17 protein-coding genes are annotated in these 20,848 nt (G+C 63.6%); 7 read left to right on the forward strand and 10 right to left on the reverse strand.

The window, feature by feature from the left end:
- Window positions 1–7: 7 nt before the first annotated feature.
- Together PP263_RS15220 and PP263_RS15225 are read right to left on the reverse strand one after the other, a co-directional pair.
- On the reverse strand, window positions 8–460 hold the full coding sequence (locus tag PP263_RS15220) for a hypothetical protein (RefSeq protein ID WP_308364490.1): 453 nt from the start codon (window positions 458–460) through the stop codon (window positions 8–10).
- Window positions 461–1,052: 592 nt separating this feature from the next.
- On the reverse strand, window positions 1,053–1,955 hold the full coding sequence (locus tag PP263_RS15225) for a LysR family transcriptional regulator (RefSeq protein ID WP_308364491.1): 903 nt from the start codon (window positions 1,953–1,955) through the stop codon (window positions 1,053–1,055).
- 243 nt (window positions 1,956–2,198) lie between these two features.
- Between PP263_RS15225 and PP263_RS15230 the strand changes: the two genes are divergently transcribed.
- Together PP263_RS15230 and oadA are read left to right on the forward strand one after the other, a co-directional pair.
- Entirely contained in the window at window positions 2,199–3,614 is a 1,416-nt protein-coding gene (locus PP263_RS15230) for an acetyl-CoA carboxylase biotin carboxylase subunit (RefSeq protein ID WP_308364492.1), read from the forward strand.
- A gap of 36 nt (window positions 3,615–3,650) precedes the next feature.
- Window positions 3,651–5,462, forward strand: a complete 1,812-nt coding sequence (oadA, locus tag PP263_RS15235) for a sodium-extruding oxaloacetate decarboxylase subunit alpha (RefSeq protein ID WP_308364494.1) — start codon at window positions 3,651–3,653, stop codon at window positions 5,460–5,462.
- A 114-nt stretch (window positions 5,463–5,576) separates the two neighbouring features.
- Here oadA and PP263_RS15240 read toward each other — a convergent pair whose 3' ends face one another.
- From PP263_RS15240 to PP263_RS15255, 4 genes are read right to left on the reverse strand one after another with little or no spacing between them, the layout of a single operon-like run.
- Window positions 5,577–7,394 (reverse strand): adenosylcobalamin-dependent ribonucleoside-diphosphate reductase, encoded by a 1,818-nt coding sequence (locus PP263_RS15240; RefSeq protein ID WP_308364495.1) that lies wholly within the window; start codon window positions 7,392–7,394, stop codon window positions 5,577–5,579.
- Between the two features lies 1 nt (window position 7,395).
- Window positions 7,396–8,364: a ribose-phosphate pyrophosphokinase gene (locus PP263_RS15245; RefSeq protein WP_308364496.1), complete on the reverse strand. Its 969-nt coding sequence runs from the start codon at window positions 8,362–8,364 to the stop codon at window positions 7,396–7,398.
- Window positions 8,342–9,007, reverse strand: coding sequence for an alpha/beta family hydrolase (locus PP263_RS15250; protein ID WP_308364497.1), 666 nt, complete (start codon window positions 9,005–9,007; stop codon window positions 8,342–8,344). Before PP263_RS15250 ends, PP263_RS15245 begins: the two co-directional genes overlap by 23 nt.
- Before the next feature lie 48 nt (window positions 9,008–9,055).
- A complete protein-coding gene (locus PP263_RS15255) occupies window positions 9,056–9,706 on the reverse strand; it encodes a phosphoribosyltransferase (RefSeq protein ID WP_308364498.1) in 651 nt (216 codons plus the stop codon).
- 78 nt (window positions 9,707–9,784) lie between these two features.
- On the opposite strand from PP263_RS15255, the gene PP263_RS15260 reads away from it, so the two are divergent.
- Window positions 9,785–10,795 (forward strand): hypothetical protein, encoded by a 1,011-nt coding sequence (locus PP263_RS15260; protein ID WP_308364499.1) that lies wholly within the window; start codon window positions 9,785–9,787, stop codon window positions 10,793–10,795.
- A 247-nt stretch (window positions 10,796–11,042) separates the two neighbouring features.
- Here PP263_RS15260 and PP263_RS15265 read toward each other — a convergent pair whose 3' ends face one another.
- The 3 genes from PP263_RS15265 to PP263_RS15275 all read right to left on the reverse strand — a co-directional run bounded on the left by PP263_RS15265 (window position 11,043) and on the right by PP263_RS15275 (window position 15,067).
- Window positions 11,043–11,240, reverse strand: a complete 198-nt coding sequence (locus PP263_RS15265) for a hypothetical protein (protein WP_308364501.1) — start codon at window positions 11,238–11,240, stop codon at window positions 11,043–11,045.
- A 137-nt stretch (window positions 11,241–11,377) separates the two neighbouring features.
- Window positions 11,378–14,107, reverse strand: coding sequence for a DNA polymerase I (gene polA / locus PP263_RS15270; RefSeq protein ID WP_308364502.1), 2,730 nt, complete (start codon window positions 14,105–14,107; stop codon window positions 11,378–11,380).
- 105 nt (window positions 14,108–14,212) lie between these two features.
- Entirely contained in the window at window positions 14,213–15,067 is an 855-nt protein-coding gene (locus tag PP263_RS15275) for a metal ABC transporter solute-binding protein, Zn/Mn family (protein WP_308364503.1), read from the reverse strand.
- Between the two features lie 89 nt (window positions 15,068–15,156).
- Between PP263_RS15275 and PP263_RS15280 the strand changes: the two genes are divergently transcribed.
- From PP263_RS15280 to PP263_RS15295, 4 genes are all read left to right on the forward strand, one after another.
- The gene (locus tag PP263_RS15280) at window positions 15,157–15,921 is read left to right on the forward strand and encodes an ATP-binding cassette domain-containing protein (protein WP_308368620.1); all 765 of its coding nucleotides are present in this window, start codon (window positions 15,157–15,159) and stop codon (window positions 15,919–15,921) included.
- Entirely contained in the window at window positions 15,918–16,721 is an 804-nt protein-coding gene (locus PP263_RS15285; RefSeq protein WP_308364505.1) for an iron chelate uptake ABC transporter family permease subunit, read from the forward strand. The genes PP263_RS15280 and PP263_RS15285 overlap by 4 nt, the downstream gene beginning before the upstream one ends.
- Window positions 16,722–17,298: 577 nt before the next feature.
- Window positions 17,299–18,243: a TonB-dependent receptor plug domain-containing protein gene (locus PP263_RS15290; RefSeq protein ID WP_308364506.1), complete on the forward strand. Its 945-nt coding sequence runs from the start codon at window positions 17,299–17,301 to the stop codon at window positions 18,241–18,243.
- Between the two features lie 74 nt (window positions 18,244–18,317).
- Window positions 18,318–19,919 (forward strand): TonB-dependent receptor domain-containing protein, encoded by a 1,602-nt coding sequence (locus PP263_RS15295; protein ID WP_308364507.1) that lies wholly within the window; start codon window positions 18,318–18,320, stop codon window positions 19,917–19,919.
- Between the two features lie 109 nt (window positions 19,920–20,028).
- Here PP263_RS15295 and PP263_RS15300 read toward each other — a convergent pair whose 3' ends face one another.
- Window positions 20,029–20,832 carry an alpha/beta hydrolase gene (locus PP263_RS15300; protein ID WP_308364509.1) on the reverse strand — a complete coding sequence of 268 codons (804 nt, stop codon included), beginning with the start codon at window positions 20,830–20,832 and terminating at the stop codon, window positions 20,029–20,031.
- Window positions 20,833–20,848: the final 16 nt, after the last annotated feature.

Here is a 20,848-nt window from a genome sequence, read left to right on the forward strand (position 1 = left end):
CCCCGATTCAGTGATAGGTGTTCAGCTGCGCGCCCCCGCTGCGGCCGGCCAGCTCGTAGTGTTTCGGAATCCGCGGTTCGCTGCGGTACAGCGCCTCGATACAGTCCGCGGTGACCTGGCAGTTGCGGTCGCGCTGCAGCTCCCGGGCCAGCCGCGAGCTGGCGCCCACCAGCAGGTAATTGTACAGGCCGCTCTCTCCCTGCTGCCGGTAGGACGACATCAGGGAGACCACACAATTGGTGAAACGGCCCACCGCCACCGGATAGCTGGGCCAGCTCTCCGCCAGCAGATAATCCGCGAGTTCGTAGGCACAGCCGAAATAGGGCGCGGCCTCGCCGTATTTTCCGCTGTCGAACAGCGCACAGCCCTGCTCCATCCAGTCCAACCAGTAGCGCTCCGATCTCTGTGTATCAGAGGTCAACCACTGGAGGTGGTTGGCGCACAAGAATTTCAAGTTCATAAGCAAGTCTCCCAAACCATAATTCATGCTAATGCGACTCATTATCATTTGCAACAAAAGTCTAGCCCGGACATTGCGCCACGGGCCGTGAAGGCGCGGCCAGCGGTGGTGGGTTGCAAACAGTCACCTGACGTTATGAGAAAAATTGAGCGGCGTGGTGCAATGTCCGGGCTAGACACCTGCCGCCAGAATTACAGCAGAGAGGGGATGGAAGGTGCCGAGAAGGCAAAAAAAAGCCGGCAGATGGGGACTGCCGGCCAGGGGTCTGTGCCCTTGGGGATGGGCACTTAAGACGCATCCAGGGGGACGGATACGCCTTTTGGGCTCTCGCCCAATCTTTCCCGCTTCCAATCGTATTTGAAGCTTAAGCTGGGGATACCGGTTTCCCCATAAAATTTGCGGTGCAACTGCCTCGGCAATTTATTCCACAAATCGGGCCCTACAAAAAAAGAGCCCCGATATTGTTCGGGGCGAGGGGAAAGCTGACTGTCTGGGTTACGGGCACCATCCTGCGATCTGTCTACTTAGAGGGGCGGTTTTGGCGCGGGTTCCCCGGCCGGCGGTAAAGAAGCGTTAACGAGCTGCCGGGCGCTCACTTCCCGCCGAGTAAATGGTCCAGAAAACGCTGCCCCACCGGCGTCAGGTGCCTGCCGCGGGGGTAGAGCGCACACCAGGAGCGCCGCAGGGGGAATCCCTGAACCGGCAGCGACACCAGTTTCTGCTGTTCCAGCTCGCTGCGGCAGCTGTCCAGGGGCAGTACAGCGACGCCCAGCTTTGCCAGCACCCCGGCCTTTACCGCCTCCAGCGAGCCCAATTGGCGGCTGCGGAAAGAGCGCACTCCCTGTTCCTGGAGATGTTGCGCAAAGATGCGGCGGGTGCCGGACCCGGCCTCGCGTACCAGCAGGGTTTCCCCGGCGAAGTCCAGCAGGCTCAGGGAGTCGCGCCCGGCGAAGGGATGGTCCGGCGCGGCGAGTGCGACCAGTTGGTTTTCGCGGAAAGGGATAAACGCCAGCGCCCGATCCTCGGGCACAGAGCCCATGACCGCCAGTTCGTCCCGGTGCTCGGCAATCCGCCGCAGTGCGCGGGCGCAGTTGACCACCTCCAGTTGCACATCCACCGCTGGGTGGCTGGCGCAGAAGTCGGCGATCACCGCGGGCATGAAATACTGCGCGCTGGACTCGATCGCAATGCTGAGCGTGCCCTGCATCACCCCCTGCAACTGCGCCAGCTCCATCTCCACCGCCACCAACCGCTGCTGCAGTTCCCGCGCCGCCCGCTCGAGCAGTTCTCCCGCCGGCGTCAGGTAGACCCGACGACCCACATAGTCCAGCAGGGGCTCGCCCACCAGCTGCTCCAGTTGCCGGATCTGCGCGCTGACTGCGGGCTGGGTCAGCGCCAATTCATCCGCGGCGCGGGAGTAGCTGCGCAGCCGACAGACCGCGAGGTAGATTTCCAGTTGGCGCAGGGTTAGGCGGTGGAGGTAGGAGGGTTTCATGGTTTAAGGCTTTCAGAACTGAATTTCCCCGTAGGAGCGGGCCATGCCCGCGATCGGCATCAGCTACGTAGTTGAGGCCGATCGCGGGCATGGCCCGCTCCCACAAGGGAGGGAGTAGCTACCATAAAGAATTACTTATAGATGATTATCCTAATATCAATTTTTCTTCCCCGCCATCATTCGCTAGCTTGTCGGCTGTTTCCCAGCCCCTAAACCCGGGAAAACAGCGGGAGAGCAAACGGCATGTTCAAAAAAATTCTGATCGCCAACCGGGGCGAAATCGCGGTGCGCATCGTGCGCGCCTGCGCCGAGATGGGTATCCGCTCGGTGGCCGTCTATACCGAGGCGGACCAGTACGCCTTGCACGTCAAACGCGCCGACGAGGCCCACAGCCTGGGCAGCGACCCGCTGGCGGGCTATCTGAACCCCCACCATATCGTCAACCTGGCGGTGGAGACCGGCTGCGACGCCATCCACCCTGGCTACGGCTTCCTGTCCGAGAACGCGGAGCTGGCGAGAATCTGTGCCGAGCGCGGCATCGTCTTTATCGGCCCCTCGGCGGAGGTGATCCGGCGCATGGGCGACAAGACCGAAGCGCGCCGGGCGATGATCGCCGCCGGCGTGCCGGTTACCCCCGGCAGCGAGGGCAATCTCGCCACCGTCGAGGACGCCCTCGGCGAGGCCGCGCGCATCGGCTACCCGGTGATGCTGAAGGCCACCTCCGGCGGCGGCGGCCGCGGCATACGCCGCTGCGACAACGAGGGGGAACTGAAGCGCAATTACGATCGGGTGATCTCGGAAGCCACCAAGGCGTTCGGCAACGCCGACGTCTTCCTGGAAAAGTGCATCGTCAATCCCCGCCACATCGAGGTGCAGGTGCTGGCCGACGGCCACGGCAACACTATCCACCTGTTCGAGCGCGACTGTTCGGTGCAGCGCCGCAACCAGAAACTGATCGAGATAGCTCCGTCGCCGCAGCTCACCCGGGAGCAGCGCGCCTATGTCGGCGAGCTGTCGGTGCGCGCCGCGGAGGCGGTGGGCTACGTCAACGCGGGCACCGTGGAATTTCTGCTCGCCGGCAACCAGGTGTACTTCATGGAGATGAATACCCGGGTGCAGGTGGAGCACACCATCACCGAGCAGATCACCGGGGTGGACATAGTGCGCGAGCAGATCCGCATCGCCGCGGGCCTGCCCCTGGGCTACCGCCAGCAGGACATCAGCTATCGCGGCTACGCGCTGCAGCTGCGCATCAACGCGGAAGACCCGAAGAACAACTTCCTGCCCAGCTTCGGCCACATCAGCCGCTACTACGCGCCCGGCGGCCCGGGCGTGCGCGTGGACACCGCCATCTACACCGGCTACGACATTCCGCCCTACTTCGACTCCATGTGCCTGAAGCTGATCGTGTGGAGCCTGCAGTGGGAGGAGGCGCTGAACCGCGCCGAGCGGGCCCTCAACGACATGCGCCTGCAGGGCATCAAGACCACCGCGCCCTACTACCGGCAGATTCTCAAGCACCCGGATTTCCGCGCCGGCAGTTTTGATACCAGCTTTGTCGACCAGCACCCGGAGCTGCTCGAATATTCGGAGCGCAGCCGCCCGGAGGACATCGCCCTGGCCATCGCCGCCGCCATCGCCGCCCACGCCGGCCTGTAGCCCTGTGGCTCTCCAAAACAAGTACGGAGCACAACCATGAACAACGCCAAACCGATACAGATCACCGATGTGGTCCTGCGCGACGGCCACCAGTCGCTGATCGCCACCCGCCTGCGCACCGAGGACATGCTGCCGGTCTGCGACAAGCTCGACCGGGTGGGCTACTGGTCCCTGGAGGTCTGGGGTGGCGCCACCTTCGACGCCTGTGTGCGCTTCCTCAAGGAGGATCCCTGGGAGCGGCTGCGCAAGCTGCGCGAGGCCCTGCCAAACACCCGCCTGCAGATGCTGCTGCGCGGCCAGAACCTGCTGGGTTACCGCCACTATGCCGACGACGTGGTGGAGGCCTTCATCTCCAAGGCGGCAGAGAACGGCATCGACGTCTTCCGGGTGTTCGACGCCATGAACGACCTGCGCAATATCGAGACCGCCATCCGTGCGGTGAAACAATCCGGCAAGCACGCCCAGGGCACCCTCTGCTACACCACCAGCCCCCTGCACGCAGTGGATACTTTCGTTGAGCAAGCGAAGACCATGGTGGATATGGGTTGCGACTCCATCGCCATCAAGGATATGGCCGGGTTGCTCACCCCCAGCGCCACCGGCGAACTGGTGGGAGCGCTGAAACAGGCACTCGACCTGCCACTGTTTCTGCACAGTCACGGCACCTCGGGACTGGCAACCCTGTGCCAATTGAAGGCAATCGAGAACGGCGTAGACCACATCGATACCGCCATCTCCGCCTTCGCCAACGGCACCAGCCATCCGGCCACCGAGACAATGGTGGCGGCGCTGGCCGGCACCGACCGCGACAGCGGGCTGGACCTGGAACTGCTGAACGACATCGCCCGGCACTTCTGGGAAGTGCGCAAGAAGTACCACCAGTTCGAGAGCGAGTTCACCCGGGAGGACGTGTCGGTGCAGATCAACCAGGTTCCCGGCGGCATGATGTCCAACCTCGCCAACCAACTGAAAGAACAGGGCGCACTGGGCCGCATCGACGAGGTGTTCGCGGAAATCCCCAGGGTGCGCGAGGACCTGGGCTACCCGCCGCTGGTAACGCCGACCTCGCAGATCGTCGGCACCCAGGCGGTGATGAACGTGCTCGCCGGCAGCCGCTACAAGACCATCACCAACGAGGTGAAGCGCTACCTGATGGGCCACTACGGCAAACCCCTGGGCACGGTGAACGAAGAACTGCGCCGGCGCGCGGTGGGCAGCGAGGAAGTCATCGACGTGCGCCCCGCCGACCTGCTGCCGCCGGAGCTGGACAAACTGCGCACGGAGATCGGCGAGCTGGCGAAGAGCGAGGAGGACCTGCTCACCTACGCCATGTTCCCCGACCTGGGCAAAAGCTTCCTGGAGCAGCGCGCCGCCGGCACCCTGCAGCCGGAGCCGCTGCTGCCGCCGGAGGGAACGCAGCTCAAGACCGCCGACGGGGGGACGCCCACCGAGTTTGTCATCGACGTGCACGGGGAGAGCTACCAGGTGGCGATCACCGGCGTGGGCGTGAAAGGCACCGGCAAGCGCCATTTCTTCCTGACCCTGGACGGGATGCCCGAGGAGGTGGTGTTCGAACCGCTCAATGAATACCGGGCGGAGGGCGGCAGCGGCCGAAAACAGGCCACCATGGCGGGCCACGTCACCACCGGCATGCCGGGCAATATCGTGGAAGTGCTGGTGAAGGAAGGCGACCACATCGCCGCCGGGCAGCCGGTGCTGATCACCGAGGCGATGAAAATGGAGGCGGAGGTGCAGGCCACCATCGACGGCGTGGTGACCGCCATCCACGTGGCCAAGGGGGATCGGGTGACGCCGGGGGAGGTATTGATGGAGATAGAGGCAGGGTAAGTCGGTAAATTTTTGTTTTCCTGTTCCCGTCGTTCCGGCGCACGCCGGAACCCAGGGGCCACCGACTGGATACCGCATGCGCCGCTATGACGAGTCCAATAAAGCGTCCGATTATTATTCCCCTTCCCGCTCGATATCGCAGCAATGGCTCGCGGGAACATCGTCCGCCCCGATCAGCACCGCCTGGGTGACCGGGTTGGGGCGGAAGGTGGTGCAGCCTTTCAGGCCCAGTTCAAAGGCCTCCCGGTAGAGAGACTCGAAGTCCTCGAAGGGATAGTTCTCGGGAATATTCACTGTCTTGGAGATGGCGTTGTCCACATAGGGCTGCAGCGCCGCCTCCATCTGCAGGTGGGCACTCGGCGACAGCTTGCGCGCGGAGACAAAGATTTCCGGCAGCATCTCCGGGTCGTTGCCGAGTTTGCACCAGAGCCGGTAGGCGGGATCGGTGATATCGAACTCCCGGTAGTTGCCGTCCGGGGTCAGCACCCGCCGGCGGTGGTGGAAGTCGAACACCGGCTCCACGCCGCTGGACACGCCGTTGGCGAGCAGGCTGATGGTGCCGGTGGGGGCTATGGCCACCAGGTGACTGTTGCGGATGCCTTTGGCGGCAATGCCCTCACGGAGCACCTCAGGCAGCGCGCGGGCGTGGGCACCCTCCAGGTAGGCCTCGCGCTCGAAGAATGGGAAGCTGCCCTTCTCCGCCGCCAACTCGATGGAAGCGCTGTAGGCGGTGTCGCGCAGTACTTTCATCACCTGCCAAGCCAGCGTGCGCGCGGCTTCGCTGTCATAGTTCAGGTCCAGCATGATCAGCACGTCTGCCAGCCCGGTGATTCCCAGCCCCAGCCGCCGGCTGCCGCGGGCCTGTTCCGCCTGGGCCGGCAGCGGGTAGCGGGACAGGTCGATCACATTGTCCATCATGCGCACCCCCAGGCCCACGCAGTCGCGGATACCGGGCCAGTCCAGGTCCGCGTGCCCGGTAAACGGCTCGCGCACAAATCGGGTCAGGTTTATCGAACCCAGATTGCAGGCGCCGTAGGGCGGCAGGGGGATTTCGCCGCAGGGGTTGGTGGCGGTGATCTGTTCGCGGTAGTGGAGGTTGTTGTGCTGGTTGATGCGGTCGACAAACAGCACCCCGGGCTCGGCGTAGTCGTAGGTGGCACGCATGATCTTGTGCCACAGTTCGCGGGCGCGCACCCGCTTCAGCACCCGGCAGGGCACCGCGGCCGGCTCACCGGTCCAACGGCGCGGCAGCAGTTCACCACCCTCCCCCTCCAACTGTTGTTCGGGAAACACCAACGGCCAGTCGCCATCCGCGTCCACCGCGGCCATAAAGTCGTCGCTCACCTGAACCGAGACGTTGAAATGGCGCAGCTCCCGCGGGTCCTTCTTGGCCGCCACGAAGCGCTCGATATCCGGGTGATCGCAGCGCAGGGTGGCCATCATGGCGCCGCGCCGACTGCCGGTGGACAACAGGGTGGCGCACATGCTGTCCCAGATGCGCATAAAGGACACGGGCCCGGAGGCGATGGTGCCGGTTTTGTGGGCGCGGCTGCCCGCCGGGCGCAGGGTGGAAAAGTCGCAGCCGATGCCGCCGCCCTGCTGCATGGTCAGCGCGGCTTCCTTGAGCTGATCGAAGATGGCGTCCATGGAATCTTCGATCACCCCCATCACAAAGCAGTTGAACAGGGTAACCTGATGGCCGGTGCCGGCGCCGGCGAGGATGCGACCGCCGGGCAGGAAGCGGAACCCCTCCAGGTTGCGGTAGAAGCGCTGGGCCCAGAGTTCGCGATCCGCGGGCTCCACCCCGGCCAGGGCATTGGCCACCCGCCGCCAACTGTCCGCCACCGATTTGTCGAATACCTGTTCGCCGTTGCGGTGGCGGTACTTGGTGTCCCAGATAAAGCGGGATATCTCCGCCTCGAAGTGGTGCATATCAGAGGCTCAACTCCACCGCCGGACCCCCTTCATGGAGGCGGCGGATGGCCTCCGCCAGCAGGGGCGCGCAGCTGACCACCTGCAGCCTGTCCGAGCCGTCCGCCTGCGGCAGCGAATCGGTGACTGCGATCGCCTCCAGCGGCAACCGGCCGAGCTTTTCCAGGGCGTCGCCGCAGAACTGGCCGTGGCTGGCCAGGGCGAAGAGGCGCCTGGCGCCGCCTTTGTGCATGGCGTCCGCGGCGCGACGGATGGTGCCGCCGCCGGAGATCAGGTCGTCGACAATCAGCACGCTGGCATCGCGCACTTCGCCCACCAGGGTGCCGCCACTCAGTTGGTCCGCGCTGCGGTACTTCTCCACGAAGGCGCTGCCGATTTCCCGCTCCAGGCGCTCCCCCAGCGCCTGGCGGAAAGCCTCGGCGCGCTTGACCCCGCCCACGTCCGGCGACGCCACCACCAGCGGCCCGTCGTCGTCGCGCAGCTGCGCCTCGGCGAAGTCCACAAACAGCGGCTGCGCCGGCAGGTGGAGGGTGCGGCAGCGGAAAGCGTTCTCGAACGCGGCCAGGTTGTGTGCGTCCAGGGTCGCCACGCAGTCCGTCCCCGCGGATTCAAACAGCCCGGCCAGGTAGCGGATGGAGAGGGGATCGCGCAGCTTGGTGCGGCGGTCCTTGCGCGCGTAACAGAGGTAGGGAATCACCGCACTGACCCGGGCGGCGCCGGCGTCTTTCAGCGCGCTGATAAAGAACAGCAGGCGCACCAGCTTGTCGTTCACGCTGTGTTCGGCATCGCTGTACAGGGACTGCACCAGGTAGACATCCGCCCCCTCCACGTCCTCCAGGGGGCGCAGCTTGTGCTCGCCGTCGACGAAGTCCCGCTCCTCGTGTTCACCCAGGGGTTCGCCGAGGGCGTCTGCCACCTTGCGGGCAAAGTCGACGCCGGAATCCAGGCTAAACAGCTTTAGCGGTGGCATGGCGCAGGTAGTGCTGAAACCAGTCGATGGCGAGGCGGATCACCTCTTCCAGTGTCCCGGGCTCCTCGAACAGATGGGTGGCACCGCGCACTATCTCCAGATGGGGCTCGTTGGTCATGCACGCCGCCGCGTCGCGGTTGAGTTCGATCACCTGGAGGTCCTCCCCGCCGACGATCAGCAGGGTTGGCGCCTGCACTTTCGGCAGCGCCTCATCTGCCAGGTCGGGCCGACCGCCGCGGGACACCACCGCCCCCACCCGCCGGGGGCGCTCGGCGGCGGCGATCAGCGCCGCCGCGGCGCCGGTGCTGGAGCCGAACAGGCCGCAGTGCAGTTCCGCGGTGTCCGCCTCACCCGCTGCCCAGTCCACCGCCGCCGCCAGGCGCCGGGCCAGGCGCGGGATATCGAAGCGGAATTCGCGGGTGATCTCGTCGACACGGTTTTCGTCGGCGGTGAGCAGGTCGAACAGCAGGGTGCCGATACCCGCCTGGTTCAATTGCTCCGCCACCATGCGGTTGCGCGGGCTGAAGCGGCTGCTGCCGCTGCCGTGGGCAAAGAGCACCAGGGACTCCGTACCCGGCGGCAATGAAAGGAATCCCTCCAGCCGCTCACCGGCCGCATCGACGGTTACTTCGCGCTCGCTCATGGCTGTATATCCTCCGCCTCGCTCATGGCTCTATATCCTCCACCTCGCTCATGGCTGTAAATCCTCTGCCTCGCGCATCATCGCGATCACCTGTTCGTCGCTCAGTTGGGAAAAGTCGCGATACCAGGCACCGATCGCCCAGAAGGCTTCCGGGGTCATCAGGCATTCCACCTTGTCCGCCAGGGAGGAAAACCGCCGCAGTGTTTCGGGCGGCGCCACCGGCACCGCCAGTACCAGAGACGCGGGTTTCTGCTCGCGCACTGCACGCGCCGCCGCCTCCATGGTGGCACCGGTGGCGATGCCGTCGTCCACCAGGATCACGCAGCGGTCCTTGAGTTCCGGCCAGGGCCTGTCGCCGCGGTAACGCCCGGCGCGCCGCTCCAGTTCCCGCTGTTCCTCGCGGGCCACTTCCTCCAACGCCTCATCGCTGACACCGCAGCTGCGTATCACCTCTTCGTTGAGTACCCGCGCGTGGCTGGTGATGGCCCCCATGGCCAGCTCCTTGTGGCCGGGCACCCCCAGTTTGCGCACCAGTATCAGATCCAGCGGCGCCTTCAGCGCGCGCGCCACCTCCAGGCCCACGGGTACGCCGCCGCGGGGCAGCGCGAGGACGATCAGGTCTTTGCGGTCGCCAAAAGAGTGACGGAGAGATTCAGCCAGCTGACGGCCGGCCTCGGTGCGGTTCTCGAAGGGCGTCATCAAAACCCGGCCCTCGTACAGCTCATTGAGTGGTCGATAAAACTAGACTAGCAAACAGGCGCCTTAGAAATCCGACTTATGACAGATTTCCCCGTGAAGACACCGGGCTTAAGCGAGAAGACCCGCTTCCTGCTCTCGCCCACCAGCTACCCGGAGGGCGCCCGCCGGGTGGAACTGGTGGAAACCCATATGGCGCGGGTATTCCTGACCGAGCGCTTCGCCTACAAAATGAAAAAGCCGGTGCGCTCCAGCTACCTGGATTTCAGTACCCTGGACAAGCGCTACGGCGACTGTCGCGAGGAGCTGCGCCTGAACCGACGACTGACCGACGGCGTCTACCTGGAAGTATTGGCCCTGCGACTGACTGCGGAGAACCAACTGACCCTGGGCGGGCCGGGGGTGCCGGTGGAGTGGCTGGTAAAGATGCGCCGCCTGCCGGAGGAGGCCAGCCTGCCCCGCCGCATCGACAGTGCCACGGCGGAAACCCTGGCTCCCCTGCTGCAGCGCCTGTGCGATTTCTACCGCACCGCCGAAGTGATTCCGTTGATTGGGGAGCAATACCTGGAGCGGCTGCGCCGCCACTGCGAGCAGCTGCGCCGGGATTTGCTGGCTCCGGAACTGGGGCTGGCGAAGGAAGAGATAGAAAATATCGCGCGGGCGCTGCTGGCCTTTATCCAGCACCAGCCGGACCTGCTGGCCCGGCGCGCGGACGGCGGGAAAATCGTCGAGGGCCATGGCGACCTGCGCCCGGAGCACTGCTTCCTGACCGACCCGCCACAGATCATCGACTGCCTGGAATTCAGCCGCCCCCTGCGCTGCCTGGACCCGGTAGACGAACTGGGCTACCTGGCCCTGGAGTGCGAGCTGCTGGGGCGAAAGGATCTGGGAGAGGTGCTGCTGGAGGGTTACTGCCGCAACGCCGGCGATGAGGTCCCGGAAGCGCTGCTGCGCTTCTACAAAGGCCGCCGCGCGTTCCTGCGCGCGCAGCTGGCGGCGGCGCACCTGCAGGACGGCGAGGTGCCCGAACCGGACAAATGGCGGCGCAAAACCCGCGACTACCTGGATGCTGCGCTGGCCTACTGCCGTTGATCTTTCAGGTTTTTAATCGGACGCCCGATTTTGATATCGGGAATAAAAAAACACCCCGGGCTTGGGGGGGCACCGGGGCGAAACATCTGACTTCCTTGGGGGATGATGACGCATTCCAACGATCTTGCCTGTTTAGAGAGCCCGCCGCCGGAACGGTTCCCCAAAAATCTTAAAAAAATGAAAATTTTTTATCTGCGGGAACGAGTATCTGTAGGAGCGGCCGCTGGCCGCTCCTACAAAAAGGGAATCAGCCCCTGTGGCGGCACCGCGCACGGCGGTAGAACAATGCCCCTGTGTAGACGCTGGCGGTCACCAGCGCCCAGAAGAGGCCGTAGCCGACCACGTCGTCAAACGCTCGTCCCCTGAGTAGCTGTCCGCCGACGATCATCAGTAGCGCGGCGAGGTATAACAGTAGAAAGCGGCGAATCCAGAATCCAGGGCTCATTTCCAATATCCTATATACCGAATTCCTGTAGGAGCGGCCCATGGCCGCGATCGATCCCACTACGTAGCGCGTCCGATCGCGGCCATGGGCGGATGGCCGCCCCGCCGCTCCTACAGACAACGAAGGTCCGCGGGCCACTAGTGCGCCTCGTCCCAGTTGGCCCCCCGCCCCAGGTCCACGATCAGCGGCACGGCCAGCTCGGCGGCGCCCTGCATCAGCCCGGTGATGCCTTCGCTCACCCGCGCGGCTTCGTCTTCCGGCACTTCCAGCACCAGTTCATCGTGCACCTGCATGATCAGCTTGCTGGCCAGCTTTTGTTCCGCCAGCCAGGCGTCCACGGTGATCATCGCGCGCTTGATGATGTCCGCGGCGCTGCCCTGCATGGGCGCGTTGATCGCGGTGCGTTCGGCAGCCTGGCGCTGCATGGCATTGCGGGAGTTGATCTCCGGCAGGTAGAGCCGGCGGCCGAAGAGGGTTTCCACATAGCCCTTTTCCGCCGCCTGCTTGCGGGTGCTGTCCATATACCGCCGCACACCGGGATAGCGCTCGAAATAGCGCTCGATATAGGTCTGCGCGTCCGCGCGGGGGATGCCCAGTTGCTTGGCCAGGCCGAAGGCGGACATACCGTAGATCAGCCCGAAGTTGATCGCCTTGGCGCGGCGGCGCTGCTCGCCGTCGACCGCCTCCGGCGCCACCTCGAACACCTCGGCGGCAGTGGCGCGGTGGATGTCGGCCCCCTGGGCAAAGGCATCCACCAGGCCCTTGTCGCCGGACAGGTGCGCCATGATGCGTAGCTCGATTTGCGAGTAGTCCGCAGCGATGATCACGCGGCCCTCGGGGGCCACGAACGCCTGGCGGATGCGCCGGCCCTCCTCGGTGCGGATGGGGATATTCTGCAGATTCGGATCGCTGGAGGACAGCCGCCCCGTGGCCGCCACCGCCTGGTGGTAGGAGGTGTGCACGCGGCCACTGGCAGGATCGATCATCAGCGGCAGCTTGTCGGTGTAGGTGTTTTTCAGTTTCGCCAGGCCCCGATACTGCATGATCAGCGCCGGCAGCTCGTGGCTGTGGGCCAGTTCCTGCAGCACCGGCTCGGCGGTGGAGGGGGCGCCCTTGGGGGTTTTCTTGATCACCGGGATCAGCAGTTTTTCGAACAGGATGGTGCCCAGCTGCTTGGTGGAGCCGAGGTTGAATTCCTCACCGGCGACGATAAAGGCCTGCTGCTCCACATCGCGCATTTTCTGTTCCAGCTCCCCGCTCTGTTTGGCCAGCATCGCGGCATCGATATAGGTGCCGTAACGCTCCATGCGCGCGAGCACCGGCACCAGCGGCATCTCGATTTCGTCCAGCACTTTTTCCAGGGAGGGCTCGCGGGCCAGGCGCGTGCTCAGCTCATTATGCAGGCGCAGGGTGATGTCGGCGTCCTCGGCGGCGTAGGGCCCGGCCTTTTCCAGTTCTATCTGGTTGAAGGTGAGCTGCTTGGCCCCCTTGCCGGCGATGTCCTCGAAATGCACTGTGTGCTCGCCCAGGTACTTGAGCGCGAGGCTGTCCATATCGTGGCGGCTGGCGGTGCTGTCGAGCACGTAGGATTCGAGCATGGTATCGCGGTAGACGCCGCGCAGTTGGATGTCGCAGCCGGCGAGGATATGGCTGTCGTACTTCAGGTGTTGCCCGACTTTTTTCTGCGCCGGGTCCTCCAGCAGCGGCCGGAGTTTTTCCAGCACCGTTTCCATGGGCAGTTGGTCCGGCGCGCCCATATAGTCGTGGGCCAGGGGCACATAGGCGGCCTCGTGGGATTCCACGGCGAAGGACAGGCCCACCAATCGGGCCTGCATATAGTTGAGGCTGGTGGTCTCGGTGTCGAAGGCGAAAACTTCCGAGTTTTTCAGTTTATCCAGCCAGCGGTCGAAATCCCCCATATCGGTGATGATTTCATAATTCCGCTCGGCGGCGGCCTGCTGTACCACTTCCTGTACGCTGTCGCCGTCCAGTTCCTCCAGCCAGCCGCGAAATTCCAGTTCACCGTAGAGCTGCTTGAGTTGTTCCTTGTGCGGTTCACCGTGGTGCAGGTCCCGGGGATGGACCGGCATTTCCACATCGGTCTTTATGGTGGCGAGCTTGTAGGACAGCTCCGCAGCCTCGCGGTGCTCTTCCATTTTCTTACCCAGGGTTTTCGCTCCGCGAAAACTTAATGACGCTATCGCGTCCAGGTTGGCATAGATGTCCTCCAGGCTGCCGAGGTTCTGCAGCAGTCCCAGCGCAGTCTTCTCACCGACGCCGGGCACCCCGGGAATGTTGTCGGACTTGTCACCCATCAGCGCGAGAAAGTCGATGATCAGCTCCGGGCCCACGCCGAACTTTTCTCTTACACCTTCGCTGTCAAGCGAAGTGTTGGACATGGTGTTCACCAGGGTGATACCCGGGCGCACCAGCTGCGCCATGTCCTTGTCGCCGGTGGAGATAATCACCTCCTGTCCCTCCCGGAGGGCTTCAAGGGCAAGCGTTCCGATCACATCGTCCGCCTCCACGCCGTCGATCACCAGCCGCGGCAGGCCCATGGCATCGATCAGGTCATGGATCGGCTGTATCTGCTCGCGCAGGTCGTCGGGCATGGGCGGGCGGTGGGATTTGTACTCGGCGAAGAGCTCGTCGCGGAAGGTCTTGCCCTTCGCATCGAACACCACCGCGACGGTGCTGTCCGGATGCTCCTTTAGATGGCGGCGCAGCATGCTGATCACCCCGCGCACCGCGCCGGTGGGATTGCCCTTGCTGGTGGCCAGCGGCGGCAGGGCGTGGAAGGCACGGTAGAGATAGGAGGAGCCGTCCACCAGGATCAGTGGTGGTCGATTGGACTGGTTTTTACTCATAGTGATTCTGTAATTGAAAATTTTTTTTCCCGACGGGTTAATCCTTCCGCACACGGATGTGTGGATATTGGCCGCAGGCCAATGTCAGGTCGATAGCATACCCGCTTAGCGGTCGGGAATCTGCGCCAGGCAGCTGCGCGCGTCCGCCAGCAGCTGCTCCACCAGCGCCTGGTAATCGGCATCCGCCGGCAGGTTGGTGGCGAGCGGGTCCAGGGTGGCGTAGCGCAGGCCGAGGTTGGCGGCGGTCTGCCGATCGCGGTCGTTGGCAGGCACCTCGCCGAACAGGCAGCCATCCCCGACACCGCGCAGTTCCAGCAGGGTTTTGGCACCGCGGCGGCTGAAGCTGCTGTCGCTCAGGGCCAGGGTCTTCACCCCGGAGGGGCCGAAGAAGTGACCGTAGGCATCGTGGGTCACCGCTACCGGCACGTCCCGGTAGCCCCAGAGTGCCCGCTCCAGCACTTTCTGCAGGTTGGCCATGCGGCGGGAGAAATCCCGCGCGCGGGTGCGGTATACGTCCGCCTGTTGCGGCTGCAACTGCGCCAACCGCTCGGCAATCTGCGCAGCGATCACCGCGGCGTTGCGCGGGCGCAGCCACAGGTGAGCGTCGTTGGCCGAGGCCCCGGAATACTCGTAGCTATTTGCCTCCAGAAGCTGCAGCTGGCGCTCCGCCGGCAGCAGCGCCATCTGTTTCGCCAGCACATCCTCTAGCTGCGGCCCCACCCAGACCACCAGCAGTGCCCGTTCCAGGGCCGCGCGGTCCGCCACCGTGGGTGCGTAGTAGTGCGGGTCACCATTGTCGATCAGCGGCCGCACCGGCTGTTCCGGCCCGGCGATCTCCCGCGCGATCAGCGCCAGTGGGCGCACACTGACCAACAACTCTCCGCCCTGCGGCCGGGGCTCGCCGCAGGCGGTGACGGCAATCGACAGGAGTACAACAAAAAAGCGCTTGGCGGACTTCATCTGGCTCACGGGTTGGCAAAAGGAATGCGATATAATCACACACAGCTTTCACCTGCCAGTCATACACTTTTTCCCGCGGAGATTTCCCCCTGAGTCAGACCGAACCGCTAATCACCGCCGAGAACCTGGGCCTGGAAATCGCCGGGCGGCAGTTGCTGCAGGATATCAACCTGGCGCTGCAACCGGGGGAAATAGTCACCGTGATCGGCCCCAACGGCGCCGGCAAGACCACCCTGCTGCGCCTGCTGCTGGGACTGAGCAAGCCCACCAGTGGCAAGGTGTGGCGCCGCCCCGGCCTTGGCCTGGGCTATATGCCGCAGCGGCTGCAGATAGACCCCTCCATGCCCATGTCGGTGGCGCGCTTCCTGCAGCTGGGCCAGCCGCAGGTCGACGTGCGCGAGGCGCTCTCGCGGGTGGGGGCGGACCGGCTGGCGGACACCGGCCTGGCGGAACTCTCCGGCGGCGAGATGCAGCGGGTGCTGCTGGCCCGCGCCGCCTCGCGCAAGCCGCAGCTGCTGGTGCTGGACGAGCCCACCCAGGGGGTGGACCTGGGCGGCCAGGGGGAGGTCTACCGGCTGATCGCCGCGCTGCGGGACGAACTGGGCTGCGGGGTGCTGCTGGTCTCCCACGACCTGCACCTGGTGATGGCGGCCACCGACAAGGTGCTGTGCATCAACCAGCATATCTGCTGCGAAGGCCTCCCGGAGCAGGTGAGCCGCGACCCTGCCTACCTGGAACTGTTCGGCGACAAGGTGGTGCCCTATACCCACCAGCACAACCACGAACACGATTTCGGCGGCGATATCCTTCATCCACATTCACATTCACACGATCAGGACGAGCACAAGCAGTGACCCAGCTCAGCGAACTCTTGCAGACCCAGTTTCTCTGGTTCGCCCTGGCCGCCGGCCTGCTGGTGGCACTGGTGAGCGGCCCCCTGGGCTGCTTTGCAGTATGGCGGCGCATGGCCTACTTCGGCGACACCCTGGCCCACTCGGCACTGCTCGGCGTGACCCTGGGATTTATCCTGCAGATCCAGCCCACCATCGCCGTGGGCGCCAGCTGCTGTGCGCTGGCAATACTGCTGGTTTACTTGCAGCGCCGGCAGAAGCTCTCAGTGGATACGCTGCTCGGCATTCTCTCCCACTCCATGCTGGCGCTGGGTATCGTCACCGTCAGCCTGTTCGGCATCAATGTGGACCTGCTGTCGCTGCTGCTGGGGGACCTGCTCGCAGTGGGCAGGCAGGACTTGGTATTAATGGCGATCGCCGCCGCCGCGATCGCCGCGCTGTTGTATTTCCTGTGGGAAAAACTGCTGGCCTTTACCCTCCACGAGGAGCTGGCCGCAGTGGAAGGCGTACCGGTGGAAAAAACCCGCCTGGCGCTGATGCTGATGCTGGCGCTGCTGATCGCCATCGCCATGAAGGTGGTGGGCATACTGCTGATCACCGCCCTGCTGATTATCCCCGCCGCCAGCGCCCGCCGGCTTTCGCGCACGCCGGAGCGGATGGCTATTTTCGCATCTGCAATCGGCTGCTGCGCAGTGATTTTTGGATTGCTGGCGTCGATTCTTTGGGATACCCCGGCGGGCCCTTCGATTGTGCTCGCAGCCGGCGTATTATTTCTGGCTGCGCAATTGCGTTCTAACCAATGAAGGTTATCCCAATGCCGGGCGGATGCGTCTGCCCGGAATACCTAAGAGCCTGTTCATAATCTTATGTTTCTGAGCGTGACTGGGTGGGATGATCCTTTACGGGACACGCTGTGAATACATCCCTGTACGCTCGTAATCGGCATCCCTGCCTCATACGGTCCCGCAAAGGATCATCCCACCCAGTCTGCCAACCTTCTCAGGAGACTATGAACAGGCTCTAAGAAAGAAATTTGTGCCACTTCTCCTATCCTTCCATTCCTGGTCCTTTACACCCTTTGATAAAGCACAAAACGAATTGAGCCCGGCTGGCCGGAACCGGGGCTTTACCCGCCGATACCCAGTCTTTCGTTCCTTTACCGCTGGTACTACAGTACTTTTTTAAATCTGATCCGGTTGTATGCCGGTACAATTTTGGATCCGACGCCACAACAGCATTGCGATCTCGATCACCAACCCACGCAATATAACCTCTTTCTGTCTTCGACTAATTGTCTCGCTTTGCGGGCATTGCTAGTGTTGACCTTCGACCACTTTTCGGTCGCCTACCCATAATCAAAATTAAGGATGAACACCGATCATGGACAAGCAAATTTTTCATCGTAGGGCACTGGTAACCGCAATACTGAGCGCCGCCGCAGCGGCAGCCGCACCCAATACCCTGTTCGCCGCAGAGGATACGGCCATAGAGGAAGTTGCCGTTGTCGGTTCGCGCATCGCACGCAATGCCGAATTTGAGACGGCCACACCAATTCAGGTGATGGACCGGGAGGCCATCGAGAAATCCGGCTACACCAACCTGCAGCAGATGTTCGAAAAAAATCCGGCGGCGGGCAACGGGACTTTCTCCACCCGCGGCAATAACCAGGACTCCACCGCCAACGGCGCCTCCGCGGTGAGCCTGCGCGGTATGGGCGCCGATGCGACTCTGGTGTTGGTCAACGGCAGGCGCGTGGCCATCAGCGCTTTCGCTGAGGGAATCACCACCAATTTTGTCGATATCAATACCATTCCGCTGGCGGCGGTGGAGCGGGTAGAGGTGCTGAAGGACGGCGCCTCCGCAATCTACGGCTCCGACGCGGTGGCCGGTGTGGTCAACCTGGTACTGCGCGACGATTTTGAAGGGGCGGAAATCTCCGTCGACTACGGCGGCGCCGATGGTTACGACGAGCAGTCCACCTCTGCCATCTGGGGAATCAACGGCGAGAATTCCAACCTGACCCTGATCTTCGACCACCACAAGAACAGCACCCTGGCGAGTGTGGAGCGCCGTGGCCTGGACACCGCCGACCAGTCCTCCCGTGGCGGTATGGATTTCCGTTCATCCCGCGGTTATCCGGGCAGCTTTAATGTCGACGGAAGTATTGTGCCCGATCCGGGCTGCCCGGCTGAACGCAATGCAGGCGAGGTCTGTGTTTACGACTACGGCCCCTGGACCCTGCTGACCCCTGAAGCCGAGCGCACCGGTGTGCTGCTGCTGGGTAAAAACCAGCTGAGCGACAGCGTCGAGTTCTTTACCAAGTAGCCTTCCAGCACAACACCTCCGTCGCCCAGGGCGCGCCCACGCCGCTGGACGACAGCGCCGGCCTGACGGCGCCGGTGGACCACCCGGACAATCCCTTCACCGGTGCCAGCGAGATTGACATATTCCGGTACCGCACCGTGGATGCCGGCGCGCGCCAGTGGGATATCGAGACCGACAACCTGCGCGGTGTCTTCGGTCTGCGCGGCAACATCTCGGACTGGGATTGGGAGGCATCGATACAGCGCTCGCGCAGCGAGTCCACCCAGACCGGCGACCGCTCCCAGGGCTGGGTGCGCACCGACCTGCTGCAGCAGGAAATCGACGCGGGCCGCTACAACCCCTTCGGCGGCGTACAGAACCCGGAATCGGTGATCGACGCCATCACCACCAGCCTGGTGCGCCAGGGCAAATCGCAACTCACCAGTGTGGACTTCACCATCAACGGCGAACTGTTCGACACCGCCAACGGCGCTGTCGCCATGGCCGCGGGTCTCGAGCGCCGCGAGGAAGAGGCCTCGGATATCCCCGACGACCAATTCCAGCGCGGCCTGATTTTCGGCACCGAGTCGGTATCCGCCTCCGCCAGCCGCGACATCACCTCTGCCTTCGTGGAATTTGCGATACCGCTGCCCGCCAGCCTGGACCTGACCCTCGCCGGTCGCTACGACGACTACAGCGATTTCGGCACCACCACCAATCCGATGGTTAACCTGCTGTGGACCGCCAGCGATATGCTGTCCCTGCGCGCCTCCTGGGGCACCGGCTTCCGCGCCCCTTCCCTGGCACAGATAGGATTGGGTCCGTCGCAGGAGTCCATCTTTTTCGCCGACAGCTACGGCTGCGCCATCAACGACGCCTACTGCGCCAGCACCGACTACAACATCGTGTTCGCCGGCAACCCCGACCTGGAGGCTGAGGAATCCGAGTCCTTCAATATCGGCGGCGTTCTGAAGCCGATCGACGGCATGCAGCTATCGCTGGACTACTGGGAAATCACCCAGGAGGGCAAGATCGACGAGGTGCCCTTCGGCTACCTGTACAGCCAGTTCTGTAACGACCAGAACAGCACCGTATGTGTGCGCTCCGCACCCCTGCCGGGGGACTCCCTCGGTTCGCTGCAGTCCATCAACAGCAGCTTTATCAATATCGGCGAGCAGAATGTATCCGGCGTCGACCTGAGCCTGGTCTACTCAGGACTGCAGTTGGCCGGCGGCGATCTGGGTCTGCGTCTGGATTACTCCTACTTGCGGGAGTTCGAGCGGGTGGAGCTGGACTCGTCCGGCGAAAATTTCCTGACCCGCGACCTGGCTGGCGAATATGAGTACCCGCAGCATCGCTGGTCCACATCTGCGGACTGGGCGTGGGATACCTTCGCATTCACCGCGGGGCTGAACTATATCGGCGAGTTCGAAGACACCCCGGATATCGACTTCGACGGCACCCTGGATTACGACACCAACTCCTCGCGCACCGTCGATGCCTTTGTGACGCTGAACCTGCAGGCGCGCTACACCGGCTTCCAGAATATGGTATTGAGTCTCGGCGCCGACAACGCCCTGGACGAGGAACCGCCTTTCGCCATCGGCGACGGCGATTCCGATCTCTACGGTTATGTGCAGAGTCAGCATGATCCGCGGGGTCGTTTTATTTATGGGAAGATGGTTTACAGTTTTTAGTAATCCATCAGCCGCTTCGACTGCGGTAAATTATCTCTGACCCGAAGTAACCGAGAAGGAAGGCCCAGGCCTTCCTTTTTGCATGACTCAGTTAAACCCCGCGCGATCATTACCGACCGTCGAGGAACTCGCCGATCAGCTGCCCCGTCAGCTCGGGATAGTGACTGTCCCCCTGTGTCGCCACGATCTCGCCGATATAGTCCCCGTGCCCGCCGGGCAGGATCAGCAGGCGCGCATCGGGAATCAGGCGGGTGAGTTCGGCGGCGTGTTCGGGTTTCACGATATCCCGGTCGCCGAGGACGATCAGTGTGGGGGCGCGGACCGAGCGCACCAGCTCGTCCGGAACATCCTCGAAATTCCGCACTCTTTCGGCGTCCTTGTCGTGCATGGTCCTGAGCTGCTGGCGGTCCGGGTTTACGCGCAGGAAGGCGTCCTTGAGCGGCTGGGGCATATTCGCGAAGTTCGCCTTTTTCATAAACTCCCAGAGTTGCGGATAGTAGCCATCCCTCCTGGTCGCGGCGGAAGCGAATATCATTTTGCGCACCAGCTGCGGGTGCCGTATCCCAACCTGGAGCGCAATGCTGGCGCCGTTGCTGAAGCCGAAGATATCCGCCTTTTCGATTTTCAGGTATCGAAGGAGGGCCGCCACATCGTCTGCGGAGGTCTCGAAGGTGACGGGCGCGTCCCGGTCGCTGGTGCGGCCGTGTCCCTGCTCTTCCACCGCGATGACCTTGCGGTTGCGGGAAAAAACCGGGGTTACCTTGCTGAAAGTCACCTCTATCGTGGACCCGCCGCCGTGCAGCAGGACCAGCGGAACACCGTCTTTACGGCCATGCACCTCGTAGTACATATCGATGCCGTTGACCGGGGCGCGGCCGCTTTCTAGTGGTTTCGATTGAAGGTCTGGTGTCATATCTACAGCTCCCTGT

This window comes from Microbulbifer sp. TB1203, from assembly GCF_030997045.1.
Classification (GTDB): Bacteria; Pseudomonadota; Gammaproteobacteria; order Pseudomonadales; family Cellvibrionaceae; genus Microbulbifer.